Raw genomic sequence first — 15,843 nt, forward strand, 5'->3', positions numbered from 1 at the left:
GAAAAAATAATACACTTGAAAGATAAGAGGGATCAATTCTAACTGACAATTGACGTCAGCAAGATGGCTTAAAAGGTGTGATGAAGTTCACATAACAAAAAAGCAATAAAATCAACCATGCATAGGGGGTGTTGTTTATGCATTGCCATGAAAAACTGATGAATCATCAAACTAATCACGGATTGAAATTATTTCATTAATAATTTAAGAGCCCTATGTTAACAATAAAGGGCTCTTAATTTAACTTATGAATTAAATATCTTCGTTTACGGTTTTTATATAGCTGGTTACCAAATAGTCAGTAACCAAAGATATATCTTTTGAAAGATTTTGCAGTTCGTTCCATTTACGGACGATAGGCTGACCATCAATATCTGTGCCGAAGTTCCACACGCCACTGCTCCATGCACAAAGCGGCTTTATTCGGTTTAGCTCTTCGACAAAACGAGTGTAGGAAGGGATCTCAGTCCAGCCTGGTTCACCTTTATAGTCCTGATGGACCTGATCGATTTCATCCATCAAGCTGCCAAGCGCAAGAATACCAACGCCATGTAACAAGCGGGAATAGCGAGGCTTTTTATCCCAGTCATCAGTAAACACAGTTTCCACAGCCGACCAGAAGTTATTCAGCAGTTTCACCATCTTCACTTCATCCCCCAACCCTGTCGCCGGGTCACGGAAGCGATACAATGCTCCCTCGCGAAGACTGGCATCGATCATTTTGATCATCGAGTTGTCAGCAATAACCCCATCAGGATTGGTCGCCGTTTTGATACGCCCTGCAAGTGAACCTTCGCCGAAGTTCAGTCGTTGAGTCAGCAGTGAAGGAAACTTACGCATTTGCAGATCGGATGGCAAACGACCGTGGGTATGCGGTGCCAGTTCGTATAACAACGTTTTGGGCAACGGTTTTGTGGAGTTAACCAGCATGAACTGTTCACGCTGTTCTTCTGCATCATTAGCGATAAATGCAGATACCGGCATCATAAACGAGTCTATTTCCGCATCCCGCAAAGCAGCGGTACGTTGTTGACCATCCACTATAAATCCTGGCTTCTCAAAATCCTTATCTTCGGAAAAAGGTATTACCAGATGCCCCATGTCGCCATTATCTGTAAGTGGTTCAAAACGCACACGCTTATCAAAAGCGATAATCACCGGGTTTGGTATCATCGGGTTTGAGCTCTCAATATAGCGCTGAATTTCGCGAATATGGTTACGTACTTCTGGACGCTGATAGCCAACCAAATTCTCTTCGCCGCGACGAATACGCGAAATCGCTGCAATTTTGCTGATCTGTTTACCTTCTATCGCAAGGCTATAGAGTTGCCTCTCCTCACCCTGTCGGATTCGCAGGGCGGGAACACGATATTCACTCATGACAGTTCCTCTGAGCGTAATGACAATGTGTGCTGTAAACGGTTGTACAACACCTGAATATTATGGAAACCGCGGCGACGGTTACGTTCTGCTCCGCGGAAAATGATGACGTTGATACCGATAGCCTGGCAAATATTGCATTGGCACTGTTTCCAGGGACGTTCACCCAGTGTGCGTTCATAATCCGCACGGATTTTATCGGCCTCTTTTTCACCTGAATGCAGGCGTTCATAAGCCAGTACTGCCTCAAGAGTTTTCTCAAGGGACAAAGCCCCTTTATCGTATTCGAACAGGGCATTCATGGCATCCTTTTCCAGATGCCGAGCAATATCCTGATCGATCACACCAGATTTTATTTTGCGGCTTAAACTTGGATTCGCATCAAACTGAGGGACTCGCACAGCGGTATAGGCCGGGCCATCAGGCGTATGATAGTTGTTTTTTCGATCTTTGAAGGCCTGCTGAAGCGGTGTAGTCGAGTCAATACTGGTCACACCAAACTTGATAAAGTCGGCGAAACTCTCTGGACGAGCAATACCTAACAAGTGAACACGTGTATCACTTTTCAGCAGTGGCTTAATCTCTTCGAGAGTCTCAAGGATCTGCGCCGTTTTCAACGGCACCATCCCCCCCATGGTGATATTTTTGTATCCCATGGCCAGCAGAGCCTCTACTGACTGACGGTAGGAGGTTTTGCTCCATCCATGTGCAACGCCAAAGGCGGTGAAACAGGACTTTTGAGACTTGTTTAAAAACTCTTGAGCCAAGGTCAGCGTGATATCCTGACGTCGACGACATTCAGCCAACACTTCTCCACTGAATATCTCACCAGGTTTCTCATAGCCAAAAACAATATGATCAAGAGAAACACCATGGTTAAATCGGGAGGTTTCGTAGAATTCAATGACCTCTTCCACTCGGTATGGCGGCACATCTTGGTTAACATAGGTGAAGGCTCCGCAATCACCCATAGTTTCCATACTTTCCGGCAAGCGGAAGAAGTGCTTCATGCCATTACGGAAGTAGCGTAAGCGCTGGGCTCGCGTATATTTACTTTCTCCACTGCCAAGGCCGTCAACTACTGCTTTCGAAACCAGCATGCCGTCATAAGGCCGAGAAAATACCTCATGTGGATAATGATCGTCACGCTGGCGAACGCGATGTTCGTTTCGCGTTTCATGGAAGAAGTCGAAACTAGGATCGATAAAATCCTGACTATCCGGGAAAAAATATTTAAGCTTCGACAACTTACTCTCCTGTGACGCCACTGCAAAGCCTCAAAAAACGGAAGATTCTATCATGAAAACCTGACCAGTGGCATCAAGCTTTACTACCCGTCAAACCCTTGAAAATCACACGGAACCGCTTTTCCTCGAATGAATTCCCTGAGTCACGAAACTCGCGCAGGGCCTGTGTTGCACTGATACTTGGTTGATGTTGCAAAATTTTCAAAATGTACAACTCAACTTCTTCAGAACTACGCCTAATTCCTTTTTTTACTTCTCGCGCAGGCAATTCGTTTAATTCTGTTGATAACCTCTGAGAAAAATCACTTAAATTATCTAAGCCTCTTTCAGTAAACTCACGAATAATATGCTTTGCCATACTAACATTTAGCATGAGCATATTGCACTTTAACCATTGAGCCATATCATGGTTAGTTTTAAATAAATAACTCATCAGCCTGTCGTTAATTACCTTTGATGTAATAATTAGCAATTGCTTTTTAGAATCAACCAGATACTCAAGACCATTAATGATATCTAATTCAATGGCATTGATATAATCAGGAGAACCACAAATAATATAATAGTGATCCTTGTTTTTTTTCATCAAATTTTTAATTGATGAAGGATGCTCAGAAATGAATGGAGATCTCTCTGTTAATTCTTTCCACCATGTTCTATGGAAAGATTTCCCTACATATTCACGAGAGTATAGCGGTATTGATTCATCGTACCCAATCGCAAATGTTGCTTTATAGGGTACGACTTGATCAGTATAGTGAAGCAGGCCAAGACCAGCAGAAACAACCCATAAATCAATATGATAGGATTTTAATATTTCTTTAGCAGTAGCCCAGTGCCCCCCCTTATACAGATCTACTGCGCATACTGTAGCAGATGTTTTTAGGGATTCATTTAAAGCATTACACCAAGAGTTCACCAATACATTTGAAGGGGTCTGCCCAGAGGTATACTGGGCTAAACTCAATATAGCCTTGCCATCACTGTTTTTACCATTTGTGCAAGTTGTTATTAAATTGATGTTACTCACAATCGCTCTCCTGAAACTGTGCAGCCAAAGCTACCTCAGAAAAAGGGATGTTGCAAGAAACGAATTGCTACTCACCGTGATTTTTTGGGTTGGTTATTGTTAGTGAGCGACATACTCAAAGTACTCATCTTGTGAGTTAGTGCATTTCTGGCATCGTCTCAAAATCCCTTTCTCTTCCAATGAAAGGCAAAAAGCTCTACAAGTCTCAAGCAATTTTGTAGAGTCTTCACTTTTATCCATTGAAATCAATGCCCTGGCAAGGGTGTCATAGCTAAATCCGCCAGTCGAATGCGAAACAATGCTCATAGCAAGTTGGGTATCGAAAGTCTTCATAGTGCATCTCTTAAAAGGAAGCCTGATCTATTTATAAAAAACAATTGGAAACTATTCAAGAATACATTATCGATTCTTGTTTTGTTTACCAAACACACTGAAGATTGATGATAAGGGCAATCAGACTAATTTTTCTCAAACAACATGCATTCAGGAAGAACTCTCAAATCGATTGACTCATCTTCAAAAGAATAACTTTAAGGTTATACGCAACCCACTCAATTGGATTCATCTACCCTCGAATAAAATTGTATTATTTTTCAAAGACAAAGAAATACTAAAGCTTGTAGTAACTGGATTTCAAACACAAAAAAAGCCGCCCTTAAGCGACTTTGATTTGCATCTTTTGGTGCCGAAGGCCGGACTCGAACCGGCACGTATTTCTACGGTTGATTTTGAATCAACTGCGTCTACCGATTTCGCCACTTCGGCACTGAAGGGGATGCGGAAACGTTGTGGATTATACCTGTCGCGCGCCGCCATGCAAGCAACGACGCGCTAAACCCGCGCTAAGTGCCCAAAAAACCAGCGCCCTTTCACTCCAGCTCAGACACCGCCAGCCGAATCACCCTCGCCGCCTTCTGCTCCGGCAGCGCCAGCACCTTCGCCCACATCTCCTGCACCATATCGCAGGAGAGCTTCTCTTTGCCCGCCGCCTTCTCCGGCATCTGCAGCAGCTGGATGTCCTCGCCGTACTTATCGGCAAGTTGCTTCATAATCGGCCGCACATCCTCGACGGCCGCCTCGCGTTCGGCCGGGGTCACGGTGTGGCGGTTTTTGCCGTAGGCCGCGCGCATCATGTCGGCGTCGGCCTGCATGCGCCGCGCCATCAGGTCTTTATCCAGCATGCGCATCGGGTTAACACCGCCCTTCACCATTGGGTAGAGGAAGCGGAAGCAGGCGTCGTCGCTCACCTTCTGGATGGCGGCGGTCTGCTCCATATTGATGGTCATGTAGTTCACTACGTTGGCGTCCGGAGCGTTCTGCAGGCGCGACATCTGCAGATGCAGGATCTGCGGCTGGATGGTGTCGATAATCTGCTGTTCCGGCTCGCCCGCTTTTTGCAGGGCGGCCATCTGGTCGAGGATGCGCTGATGCAGCGCGGGCTCCTGCTCCTTAATCACCTGCCAGGCGGGCATCGCGTTGAGGGTGGTATCAATCCGGTGTTCGGGGGCGCGCTGCTTATCGAAGAATACCCAGAACGCCACGGCGGCGGCCGCGACGACGACAATCACAATACGGGTCCACGTTTTATTCATCTCGCATCCTTATCCTTGAATTATGCCGGTTTACACCGGCACGCCGCTGTGGAAGCGAAACTCGTGGTCCGGTGTCGAGATAAGTGTGGCTTCAATTTCGCCAAAAAGCTTTATACGCGGTGAGATATCGTCGTCGCTCACCTGCTGGGCCAGCGTCAGGTAGTCCTGATAATGGCGCGCTTCCGAGCGCAGCAGCGCGAGATAGAACTTCTGCAGGTCGTCGTCGAGGAACGGGGCCAGCGCGGCGAAGCGTTCGCAGGAGCGGGCTTCGATGTACGCCCCGCAGATGAGCTTGTCGATCAGCGTCAGCGGTTCGTGGGTGCGCACGTCCTTCAGCATCCCTTTGGCGTAGCGGCTGGCGGTGATTTTGACGTACGGAATGTCGCGGGCCAGCATCGCCTCGCGCACCTGCCAGAAGTGGTGCAGCTCCTCTTTAATCAGCAGCACCATGCTGTCGATGAGCGCCTGGCCCCACGGGTCGTCGGTTTTGGGCATCACGCTTTTGCCAATCTGCCTGTGCAGGGCGATGAAGTCCGGCTCCGGGCCGTCGCGGAAGGTGAACTGTTCGTAGGGTTTGAGCCAGTCGAGCAGCGCGTCGGCACCGCTTTCGTCGGCGACGTATTTACGCACCAGCAGCAGCGCGGTCTGGGCGGCCTTGAGCTCGCACACCATGTGGTCGGTGAGCAGCAGCGGCAGGTTCGCCGGGTCGCGGGCTTTATCAATCCATGCTTGCGGGGTCGGGCACTGGAGGAAGTTGAGTACGGGGGCGAGTATCTGCGGGTAATCCATGGTTCTGCCTTGAAAAAGCGGTGGCGCGCGCCACCGCCTGAATCACTTAGTGACGCACGCCGTCGTCGTCTTCGTCGACGTAATCTTCGTCGTCGCCTTCTTCGCCGTCTTCACCGTTCGGATCTTCGAAGTAGGTTCCCCAGCCGTCGTATTCCACGTCAAACTTCTCGGCCAGGTTCATCAGCTGTTCGACCTGCGCGTCGATCAGCTCCGCCTTCAGCGCGCCTTCGCTCAGGATGTCGCAGCAGATGACGGTGTCGCCCTCTTCCACTTCCAGCTCTTCCGGCTCGGTCACTTCGTAACCCAGTTTAAAAGCTTCCACCGCCATTTTTTCCAGCGCGTCGAAATCATCCGCAGAGAAATGGTGCTCGATGGTGTACAGCGCGTCCGGATCGCTACCGTCTTCCAGCAGCTCTTCAATAATCAGACGCGTCTCTTCGCGTTGCTCTTCCAGTAATTCCGGGTTTGCCATGGCTCAATCCTCTTTAAAGTGCGGCAGATACTTCTATTTTCACACACGGACGGGTTTGCCTCCACCTTTGTTGGAAAGATTTGTGAAACGGGGTTGCAAATGAATAATTACACATATAAAGTGAATTTTAATTCAATAAGTGGCGTTCGCCATGTGAGGATAAAATGTCTGATCTGTACAAGAAACACTTTCTGAAATTGCTCGACTTTACCCCTGCACAGTTCACTTCTCTGCTGACCCTTGCCGCACAGCTCAAAGCCGATAAAAAAAAGGGCAAGGAAGTACAGAAGCTTACCGGTAAAAACATCGCGCTCATCTTCGAAAAAGACTCGACCCGTACCCGTTGCTCTTTCGAAGTTGCCGCATTTGACCAGGGCGCACGCGTTACCTATTTAGGGCCGAGCGGCAGCCAGATTGGGCATAAAGAGTCAATTAAGGACACCGCGCGCGTGCTCGGGCGGATGTACGACGGCATTCAGTATCGCGGCCATGGCCAGGAAGTCGTCGAGACGCTGGCGCAGTATGCGGGCGTGCCGGTGTGGAACGGGCTGACCAACGAATTCCACCCGACGCAGCTGCTGGCGGACCTGCTGACCATGCAGGAGCACCTGCCGGGCAAGGCGTTTAACGAGATGACGCTGGTCTACGCGGGCGATGCGCGCAATAACATGGGCAACTCGATGCTGGAAGCGGCGGCGCTGACCGGGCTGGATCTGCGCCTGGTGGCCCCGAAGGCCTGCTGGCCGGAAGAGAGCCTGGTGGCGGAGTGCAGCGCGCTGGCGGAGAAGCACGGCGGGAAAATCACCCTGACGGAAGACGTGGCGGCGGGCGTGAAGGGCGCAGACTTTATCTATACCGACGTGTGGGTGTCGATGGGCGAAGCCAAAGAGAAGTGGGCGGAGCGGATTGCGCTGCTGCGTGGGTATCAGGTGAACGCGCAGATGATGGCGCTCACCGGCAACCCGGACGTGAAGTTCCTGCACTGTCTGCCGGCGTTCCATGACGACCAGACCACGCTCGGCAAGCAGATGGCGAAAGAGTTCGACCTGCACGGCGGGATGGAGGTGACGGACGAGGTGTTTGAGTCGAAGGCGAGCATCGTGTTCGACCAGGCTGAAAACCGGATGCATACGATTAAGGCGGTGATGGTGGCGACGCTTGGGGAGTGATTGACTCCTCTGCGGTCTGGTGCCCTCTCCCACGGGGGAGAGGGAGAAAACCCTAAAAACGACAACAGCGTTATCGTCTGGCAGAAAAATACATTTTACTGACGCTTTCTCAGATAGGCATTAACCATAATAAGAATTTATGTTTTTATGAACCATTATTTACTGAGTAGATAATGGTTAATACCAGGTCATTATCAATTACAAAACACCGTATATTATCGGCGTAATATTTCCTTATTGCTGCATTTCGTTAATAAGGATTAATTATGTCATGGAATAAGCATGAAGCTGTGTCATATACCCGCAGCCACGCACATCATAAAAGTACCGGGTACTGCGTCCGCGCCGTAGCCGCGGCTATCCGCGCCGGAGGATTGAAAATTATAGAACAGCCTTTATCCCTGCCAGACATATCGGAAGATACAGCCAAAAATCACCCTTTACAGGCATTATTGATATGAAAAATATCTTACCGCTTCTCTTAATATTTTCTTTCTCTGCAACGGCTGGCCTTTCTGACCCGATTGAGCGTGCTGTAAAATTTAACAGCTGGTACGTAAATCAAATCAACAAAGACGTATTTCCCATTACTGATGGAAACGAAATAGATAAATATGTCACAGCATCAACAATGAAAAAACTCCGTCACGCGCAGGATCCTCGCTATGCAGACGAAGAGTTTTACGAGGCCGATATATTTTTAAAAGCGCAATACATCGGCGATGACTGGCCGCAGAATGTAACAGCCATAGCCGGGGATACCGATCCAGTCTGTGTCAACGTATACATTGCATTCGGTAAAAAGCAGGACCACATAGTCATAGACTGCATGGTTAAAGAAGACAACTTATGGAAGGTACAGTCAGTTTCTGCTGTTGAATTTTCAAGAAACCTGACTATACCGAACTGAGCCAAACGACGTACCGGCAATGATATTGATACTGCGCGCTCTTTTTGCCGGGTGGCGCTGCGCTTACCCGGCCTACACAACCCGTAGGCCCGTGCAAGCGCAGCGCCGCCGGGCGAATCAGGCGACGATGCGGACTGATGTCCTTTCTCCCACAACCCGCTCTACTCAATTGATTTTTCACCCCGAAAAAGGTACGTTTTCGCCTTAATTCCAGCGTGGACATACCAGCATTATGCCGATTATTCAGTCTGTTGAACGTGCGTTGCAGATCCTCGACCTGTTCAACGAGCAGGCCACCGAGCTTAAGATCACCGACATCAGCAAACTGATGGGGCTGAGCAAAAGTACCCTCCACTCGCTGCTGAAAACCCTGCAGCTTCACGGCTATATCGATCAGAACCCGGAGAACGGCAAATATCGCCTCGGCATGAAGCTGGTCGAGCGCGGCCATTTTGTCGTGGGCTCCATCGATATTCGCCAGAAGGCGAAAGGCTGGCTGACGGAACTGTCCCAGCGGACCGGGCAGACCACCCACCTGGGGATCCTGGACGGGCGTGAAGGGGTCTATATCGAGAAGATTGAAGGCAAGCTCGCCGCCATCGCCTATTCACGCATCGGCCGCCGCCTGCCGGTTCACGCCACCGCCATCGGCAAGGTGTTGATTGCCTGGCTGGGCGAGGCCGAGCTGAACGCCCTGCTTGAGGGCTATCAGTACACCACCTATACCCCTTCCACCCTCGCCTCTTGTGAAGCGTTAATGACCGCCCTGACGCAGACCCGCGAGCAGGGCTACGCCCTGGACAGCGAAGAGAACGAGCAGGGCGTGCGCTGCGTGGCGGTACCGGTGTGGAACCACGAATCCCGCGTCATCGCCGCCCTGAGCCTGTCGACGCTGACCTCCCGCGTGGACGACGCAGAGCTGGCTAATTTCCGCGAGCAGCTTCAGCAGGCCGGGCTCCAGCTGTCACGCGCGCTGGGCTACCCGGCCTGAGCCGTTATGCCGGCTCGTAGGTGAAGTAGTCGAAGTCCGCGTGGCAGCCGTCGCCGCTGATGTCCTCGCAGTGCAGCCCCACAAACGCGCCGGTGAAGAAGCCGCGCCCGCCGATGTAGTCGTCCGACAGTTTCCACGCCTCATACGTTACCGGCACGGTGTGCCACGTCTCGCCGTCGAACGAGTAGCTGTAGCGGTAAACCAGCGTATCCACATCCACGCGCAGCCAGACGCTCTCCGCATGTTCCGGCACCGGAATCGGCTGCTCATGCAGCGGCCACGACGGCACGTTGTGGTCGAGCTGGATCACCTTAATCGTTCTGCCCTGCCCCTCCTCGTAGTCCACAAAGCAGTAGCTCCAGTTTTTGCTGTTGTAGTAGCAGGTCAGCCCCGCGCTCTGCTGGAAGTGGACCGGCGAGAACTGCATCCGCGTCTCGGCCCGGAAGGTGAAGTGCTGCCAGCGGCGCGCCACGGTCGACTGGGTGAAGGTCGAGTTGAGCGAGTCGTTACCGTAGAGCCGTAAGTAGCCCGGGCGCGCGGTGAGCGAGCCGAGGGTGTCGTCGAACGGGATGCGCAGGGTCTGCAACTCCGGGTCGAGCGAACTGGCGTCGAAATCGTCCCGCCAGCTGCCCTGAACGGCTGCAGGCTGCTCCGCCACCTGCGGGCCTTTCACGGTCAGCTGCGCGTGCTTGCCGCCTTCCACGTACGGCCAGCCGTCGCGCCACTCAATACGGGCGATGCCGGTCTCGCGCCCCAGCGGGCAGTAGCCGCGCCCGCCGGAGGCCAGCAGCGGCACGCCGGGCAGGCGCAGCGGGCGGCTGGTGAGGTAGGCCATGAACCACTCCCCGGTGTGGGTCTGCAGCATCGAGCCATGGCCGCTCTTCTGCAGCGGGTTCTCCGGCAGGTGCCAGCTGGTCATCATCGTCACGTCCGGGTGCAGCTCGTACGGCCCGTCGATGTTTTTGGAACGCAGCACCACGACGGCGTGCTCGTAGCTGGTGCCGCCTTCGGCCACCATCAGGTAGTACCATCCCGCGTGGCGATAAAGGTGCGCGCCCTCGGTGTAGCAGAGCGGCGTGCCGGTAAACAAGGTTTTGCGCGCGAGCGAGAGCGTCCCGGTCTGCGGATCAAACTCCTGCATCACGATGGTGTTGTGCGGGTTGCTGTGGTGGCGCGGCCCCCACGGGCGGTAGAGGTAATATTTGCGGCCATCGTCGTCGTGGAACAGGGACGGGTCAAAACCGCCGTTGCCCATCGGGATCGGCTCGCTCCACGGCCCCTCAATGGACGGCGCGGTGACGAGGAAGTTGCGGCCGTTTTTCCACGGCGAGTCGACAATCTTCACGTCGGTGTAGAGCAGCCAGAATTTGCCGTCGGCGTAGCTCAGGCACGGCGCCCAGATGCCGCCGGAGTCCGGGTTGCCCTTCATGTCCAGCATCGACACGCGGTCCAGCGGCGTGCTGACCAGCGACCAGTTTTTCAGGTCGCGGGAGTGGTAGATGCGCACGCCCGGGAACCACTCGAAGGTCGAAGTGGCGATGTAGTAGTCCTCGCCCTGACGGCACAGGGACGGGTCCGGGTTGAAGCCGGTCAGAATAGGGTTAGTGATTTGCATAGTGCCTCCGGTTAATGGGATGCGGCTGTCGCAGCGTCGGGAACGGCCTCGCCCTGCGCCGCGCGGTGCTTGATCAGCTGCTGGCTGATGGCCTCCACGCGGGCGTCAGTGAGCTTGTAGAACGACAGCATGATGAACATGCCCGCGTAGAGCACCACCGGCACCACGCAGAACAGGATTTTGATGGTGGTCAGCACCTCTACCGGCTGCACGCTGCTGCTGGCGGAGTAGTTCACGTACGCCAGGATCCAGCCTACCACCGCCCCGCCAATCGCCAGGCCAATCTTCAGGCTGAACAGGTAGGTGGAGAACACCAGCCCGTCGAGGCGGCGCCCGCTGCGGCTCTCCTCGTAGTCCACCACGTCAGAAGCCATCAGCCACTGCAGCGGCGTAGTGGTGTTAAAGACGAACAGGAACAGGATGTTGAGGGCGAAAATCAGGGCGATATGTTCCGCCGGGGTGACGAAAATCAGCAGGCTGATCAGCGAGTAGGCGACGATGATCCACTTGAAGGCGGTGACGCGGTCGAAGCGCCCCAGCAGTCGGGAGGAGCAGAGCGAGCCAAACATGGTGGCGAGGCTGCCGTAGAGTAAGAACTGGGTCGCCATCTCCGGGTGATCCATCACGTATTTGACGAAATAGAGCGTCGCCCCGCCGCGCACCACGTTGGAACAGGTCGCCATCATCTTGAACGCGCACATGATCCGCCACTGGCCGTTGCCGAGCAGCAGCCTGAGATCTTTCGCCACCGACGAGCCCGGCTGCACCTCAAAGGTGTAGCGCTCTTTGGTGGTGAAGAAGCAGACGTAGAGCAGCACCACGCCGGTCAGGCCCAGCACGCACATGGCGCCGAAATAGCCCACCTGCTCATCCCCCTTGCCGATGATGCTCACCAGCGGCAGGGCAATGCCGCTGATGGCGAGCGATCCCGCCGCCGCCAGGAAGAAGCGCCAGGACTGCAGAGCATGACGCTCTTTCGGGTCGGCGGTGATGACGCCGGGCATGGCGCAGTACGGCACGTTAACGAAGGTGTAGACCAGGGTCAGAAGAATGTAGGTCACGCAGGCGTAGATGATTTTGCCCTGCGCGGAGAAGTCCGGCGTGTAAAAGGTCAGCACGCAGACGATGCCAAACGGGATGGCGCCCCACAGCAGGAACGGGCGGAACTGGCCGTGCCGCGTGCGGGCGCGGTCGACCAGCAGCCCCATCAGCGGGTCGGTCACGGCGTCGAGCACGCGTGAGATTAAAAACAGCGTCCCCATAATGCCCGCCGACAGGCCGAAGACGTCGGTGTAGAAGTAGGCCAGCAGGAACATGGTAGCCTGCCAGACGAAGCCGCAAGCGGTGTCACCCAGCCCGTAGCCAATTTTGTCTTTCATGGTTAATTGCGTCATCAGAATTACACCCTTATCTAGTGTGCTGAATTACAACATCGTGTTAATGGAGTGTAATGAGCTGTTCAATTAACCAGCAATGGTCATATCTTATTTCTGAATTACGTTATTTTGCTTTTGTGACGCCAACGATATATCACAACTCATTGTTTAAGTTGATAAAATAAAGACAAGCAAAAGCCGTCCACGGAATATATTCCGTAGACGACAATCGCGTGAAAATAATTAAATGCCGAGCGCTTTTTTACCGGCGTTAATTACCTCGATAATTTTATCGGTGTCATAAATACAGCCTTTCCAGGTGCCGCCGCTGACCGACTGTAATGCTGCCCACAGGCGGGTGTCGTCCGGCAAAAAGTCGTGGGCGTGCAGGTCCGGGTGCGTCTGCCGCATTGCCAGCTCGCGTGCGCCCTCCTCCGGCGTCAGCGGGTTGTCCGCGGTACCGATAAAGTTCACGCTGCCCGTTAATGTCAGGCGGTCGACGGCTATCTTGATGATGTCGTTGTCACGCAGCTTGCCAATCGGCCCGCCCGCCAGCGCCTCCGGCGACACGTGGCCGAAGCAGGCGCCCGTCGACACGCCCGAGAAGCGCGCATCGGTGATTAACGACACCGTCTTGCCCCACGAGATATGCTTCAGCGCGGAGGTAAGCTGATAGGTCTCTTCCATGCCGGTGCCGGACGGCCCGCCGCCGATCACCACCATGATATCGCCCTGCTTGATCTCTTCCCGCTTGATGGCCTTGATCGCCTGCGCTTCTGAGACAAACACCCGCGCCCGACCGGTGTGGCGGTAAACGCCATCTTCACCGACGACCGACGGGTCGATCGCCGTGGCCTTGATCACCGATCCTTCCGGCGCGATGTTGCCCGTCGGGAAGCAGACCGTCGAGGTCAGCCCTTTCGCTTTTGCCTTCTTCGGCGGCAGGATCACGTCATCCGGATCCACTCCGTCCTGCGCACGCAGGCACTGGCGGAAGCGCGCCCGGCGTTCGGACGCCTGCCACCAGTCGAGGTTTTCGCCGACTGTCTGGCCGGTCACGGTCATGGCGTCCAGATGCAGCAGGCCAAGATCGCGCAGGTGAAGCATCACCTCCGGCACGCCGCCCGCGAGGAAGGCGCGCACGGTTGGGTGATAGTCCGGGCCGTTGGGCAGCACGCTGACCAGGCGCGGCACCTTACGGTTGACGCGCGTCCAGTGCTCTACGTCCGGGATTGCGCAGCCCGCCGCGTGGGCGATGGCCGGAATGTGCAGCAGTAAATTGGTCGAGCCGCCGAACGCCGCGTGGATCACCATGGCGTTTTCGATGGCTTTGTCGGTGAGGATATCGCGCGTGGTGATGCCGCGGTTATCCAGCTCGCTGACCGCGCGCGCCGACTGGCGGGCGATCTCCAGCCACACCGCCTGTCCGGACGGGGCCAGCGCGGAGTGCGGCAGCGCCAGACCCAGCGCTTCCGCGACCACCTGCGAGGTGCCCGCCGTACCGAGGAACTGACATCCGCCGCCCGGCGAGGCGCAGGCGCGACAGCCCAGTTCGGCGGCCTCCTGCAGGGAGAGTTCGTGGTTGGCAAAGCGCGCGCCGATGGTCTGCACCTTGCCTGCGTCTTCCCCCACGGTTGGCGGCAGCGTCGCCCCGCCCGGCACCAGAATGGTCGGCAGGTCGTGCATCGAGGCCAGGGCAATCATGGTGGCGGGCAGCCCTTTATCACAGGTCGCGACGCCAATCACCGCCCGGCGCGTAGGGAGGGAACGGATCAGGCGGCGAAACACGATCGCCGCGTCGTTACGGTACGGCAGGGAGTCGAACATGCCGTGCGTGCCCTGAGAGCGCCCGTCGCACGGATCGCTGACGAAGGCCGCAAACGGGATCCCGCCGTTGCGGGTGATCTCCTTCGCCGCCGCCTGCATCTGCATGCCAATCTCCCAGTGCCCGGTGTGGTAGCCCAGCGCGACCGGGCGTCCGTCCCCGGCGCGGATGCCGCCCTGGGTGCCGATAATCAGCACCTCTTTGCCGGTCAGCTTGTTGGCGTCCCAGCCCATCCCGGCGTTCTGCGTCATGCCGAACAGGTTGCCGCTGGGGGATTCCATCAGCATCTGCGGGGTCAGCGGCAGTGCGCCCTGCGGCCCCGCCGCGTGGGTGATCACCGCATAAAACGCATCGTCCTGTGGGGTGAAAATCTTCTCGATGGTCATGGTTATCGTCCGGCTCAGCAGAGCTTGAGCTGTTGCAGCAGGGTTTTCAGCTGCGCCTTGCGCGGCGCGTCCAGTGGTGACGCGGGCGGCAGCACGTGCGTGGAGATCGGGCGGCCGCAGAGCACAATCGCCTCTTTAATCACGTTCACAAACGGCGTATCCAACTGATACATCTGCGGGATTTGCAGCAGGGTCTGATGATACTCAGCCGCTTTCGCCACGTCTTTATCTCGCCAGGCTTTCAGAAGATTCACCGATACCTGCGGAGCAAAGTTAACGCTCGCCGAAATCGCCCCGTCGCCGCCGAGCAGCAGGGTATTAAACAGATGATCGTCGTAGCCGCAGAGCACGGTGAAGTGCGGGTGAGCGGCTTTGACGGTGTGGATCATGCTGCGCAGGTGGGCAACGGAGTCGATGGTGTCTTTGATGCCGACGATGTTGCTGCGCGAATCGGCCAGGGTTTTCACCAGCGCCGGGGTCAGATCCTGCCCGGTCAGCGCCGGGAAGTTATAGAGCATCACCGGCAGCGTGACGCTGTCCGCCACCTGCTCGAAATAGCGGATCAGGTTCGCTTCCGACACTTTCCAGTAGTAAGGGTTGATCACCACGATGCCGTCCGCCCCCGCCTGCTGGGCGTGCTGGCTGAGCGCAATGGTTTCCCGGGCGTTGGTGCCGCCGGTGCCGATCAGGACCGGTACGCGACGATCGACATGATCGATAGCAAATTGGGCAATGGTTTTACGCTCTGCAGCGCTGAGCTGGGAAAACTCGCCGCCGCTGCCCAGGAAGAACAGGCCGTCAACGCCTGCCGCGATCAGATCGTCGATCAGCGCGGCGGTGCCCTGCTTATCGAGCTGGCCATCGGCAGTAAAAATAGTGGAGACAGGGGGAATGATTCCCGTAAACAACGCGGACTGCGGCATGAGATCTCCTTGCTGAATCATTTTGTTCTACATTATAGAACAGCGTTCATTAAATTAACGATCATACTATGACGCAGGAAAAGCGCAGGTAAATGAGAGATGCAGAGGGAGTGCGGGAAATTTAAGCTGGATCACATA

14 protein-coding genes and 1 tRNA gene are annotated in these 15,843 nt (G+C 54.8%); 4 read left to right on the top strand and 11 right to left on the bottom strand.

What is annotated here, in order from left to right; genetic code table 11:
* Nucleotides 1-252: 252 nt before the first annotated feature.
* The 7 genes from dbpB to rraB form a co-directional block, all read right to left on the bottom strand.
* Nucleotides 253-1,380: a DGQHR domain-containing protein DpdB gene (dbpB, locus tag F3J31_RS16440; protein ID WP_167214185.1), complete on the bottom strand. Its 1,128-nt coding sequence runs from the start codon at nt 1,378-1,380 to the stop codon at nt 253-255.
* Entirely contained in the window at nt 1,377-2,627 is a 1,251-nt protein-coding gene (gene dpdA / locus F3J31_RS16445; RefSeq protein ID WP_032682229.1) for a tRNA-guanine transglycosylase DpdA, read from the bottom strand. The genes dbpB and dpdA overlap by 4 nt, the downstream gene beginning before the upstream one ends.
* Before the next feature lie 73 nt (nt 2,628-2,700).
* Entirely contained in the window at nt 2,701-3,657 is a 957-nt protein-coding gene (locus F3J31_RS16450) for a hypothetical protein (protein WP_023295835.1), read from the bottom strand.
* Between the two features lie 680 nt (nt 3,658-4,337).
* Nucleotides 4,338-4,422 (bottom strand) — tRNA-Leu (locus F3J31_RS16455).
* Nucleotides 4,423-4,526: 104 nt separating this feature from the next.
* The gene (locus F3J31_RS16460) at nt 4,527-5,249 is read right to left on the bottom strand and encodes a topoisomerase II (RefSeq protein WP_167214188.1); all 723 of its coding nucleotides are present in this window, start codon (nt 5,247-5,249) and stop codon (nt 4,527-4,529) included.
* A gap of 30 nt (nt 5,250-5,279) precedes the next feature.
* Nucleotides 5,280-6,038, bottom strand: a complete 759-nt coding sequence (gene miaE / locus F3J31_RS16465) for a tRNA isopentenyl-2-thiomethyl-A-37 hydroxylase MiaE (protein WP_167214190.1) — start codon at nt 6,036-6,038, stop codon at nt 5,280-5,282.
* 46 nt (nt 6,039-6,084) lie between these two features.
* The gene (gene rraB, locus F3J31_RS16470) at nt 6,085-6,510 is read right to left on the bottom strand and encodes a ribonuclease E inhibitor RraB (RefSeq protein ID WP_008501374.1); all 426 of its coding nucleotides are present in this window, start codon (nt 6,508-6,510) and stop codon (nt 6,085-6,087) included.
* Between the two features lie 99 nt (nt 6,511-6,609).
* Here rraB and F3J31_RS23450 point away from each other — a divergent pair, with 99 nt between their 5' ends.
* The 4 genes from F3J31_RS23450 to xynR all read left to right on the top strand — a co-directional run bounded on the left by F3J31_RS23450 (nt 6,610) and on the right by xynR (nt 9,580).
* On the top strand, nt 6,610-6,705 hold the full coding sequence (locus tag F3J31_RS23450) for a hypothetical protein (protein ID WP_213014347.1): 96 nt from the start codon (nt 6,610-6,612) through the stop codon (nt 6,703-6,705).
* Nucleotides 6,675-7,679 carry an ornithine carbamoyltransferase gene (gene argF / locus F3J31_RS16475; RefSeq protein ID WP_167214193.1) on the top strand — a complete coding sequence of 335 codons (1,005 nt, stop codon included), beginning with the start codon at nt 6,675-6,677 and terminating at the stop codon, nt 7,677-7,679. The genes F3J31_RS23450 and argF overlap by 31 nt, the downstream gene beginning before the upstream one ends.
* A gap of 457 nt (nt 7,680-8,136) precedes the next feature.
* The gene (locus F3J31_RS16480) at nt 8,137-8,589 is read left to right on the top strand and encodes a DUF3828 domain-containing protein (RefSeq protein ID WP_023315303.1); all 453 of its coding nucleotides are present in this window, start codon (nt 8,137-8,139) and stop codon (nt 8,587-8,589) included.
* Between the two features lie 232 nt (nt 8,590-8,821).
* Nucleotides 8,822-9,580, top strand: coding sequence for a DNA-binding transcriptional repressor XynR (gene xynR, locus F3J31_RS16485; protein ID WP_167214196.1), 759 nt, complete (start codon nt 8,822-8,824; stop codon nt 9,578-9,580).
* Between the two features lie 4 nt (nt 9,581-9,584).
* On the opposite strand, the gene F3J31_RS16490 is transcribed toward xynR, so the two are convergent.
* The 4 genes from F3J31_RS16490 to yagE all read right to left on the bottom strand — a co-directional run bounded on the left by F3J31_RS16490 (nt 9,585) and on the right by yagE (nt 15,705).
* Nucleotides 9,585-11,195, bottom strand: coding sequence for a glycoside hydrolase family 43 protein (locus F3J31_RS16490; RefSeq protein WP_167214198.1), 1,611 nt, complete (start codon nt 11,193-11,195; stop codon nt 9,585-9,587).
* Nucleotides 11,196-11,206: 11 nt separating this feature from the next.
* Nucleotides 11,207-12,589, bottom strand: coding sequence for an MFS transporter (locus F3J31_RS16495; protein WP_167214201.1), 1,383 nt, complete (start codon nt 12,587-12,589; stop codon nt 11,207-11,209).
* 225 nt (nt 12,590-12,814) lie between these two features.
* Nucleotides 12,815-14,782 carry a xylonate dehydratase YagF gene (gene yagF, locus F3J31_RS16500; protein WP_167214204.1) on the bottom strand — a complete coding sequence of 656 codons (1,968 nt, stop codon included), beginning with the start codon at nt 14,780-14,782 and terminating at the stop codon, nt 12,815-12,817.
* A gap of 14 nt (nt 14,783-14,796) precedes the next feature.
* Entirely contained in the window at nt 14,797-15,705 is a 909-nt protein-coding gene (gene yagE, locus F3J31_RS16505) for a 2-keto-3-deoxygluconate aldolase (protein ID WP_167214207.1), read from the bottom strand.
* Nucleotides 15,706-15,843: the final 138 nt, after the last annotated feature.

The organism is Enterobacter sp. Acro-832 (assembly GCF_011752745.1).
GTDB lineage: Bacteria > Pseudomonadota > Gammaproteobacteria > Enterobacterales > Enterobacteriaceae > Enterobacter > Enterobacter quasiroggenkampii.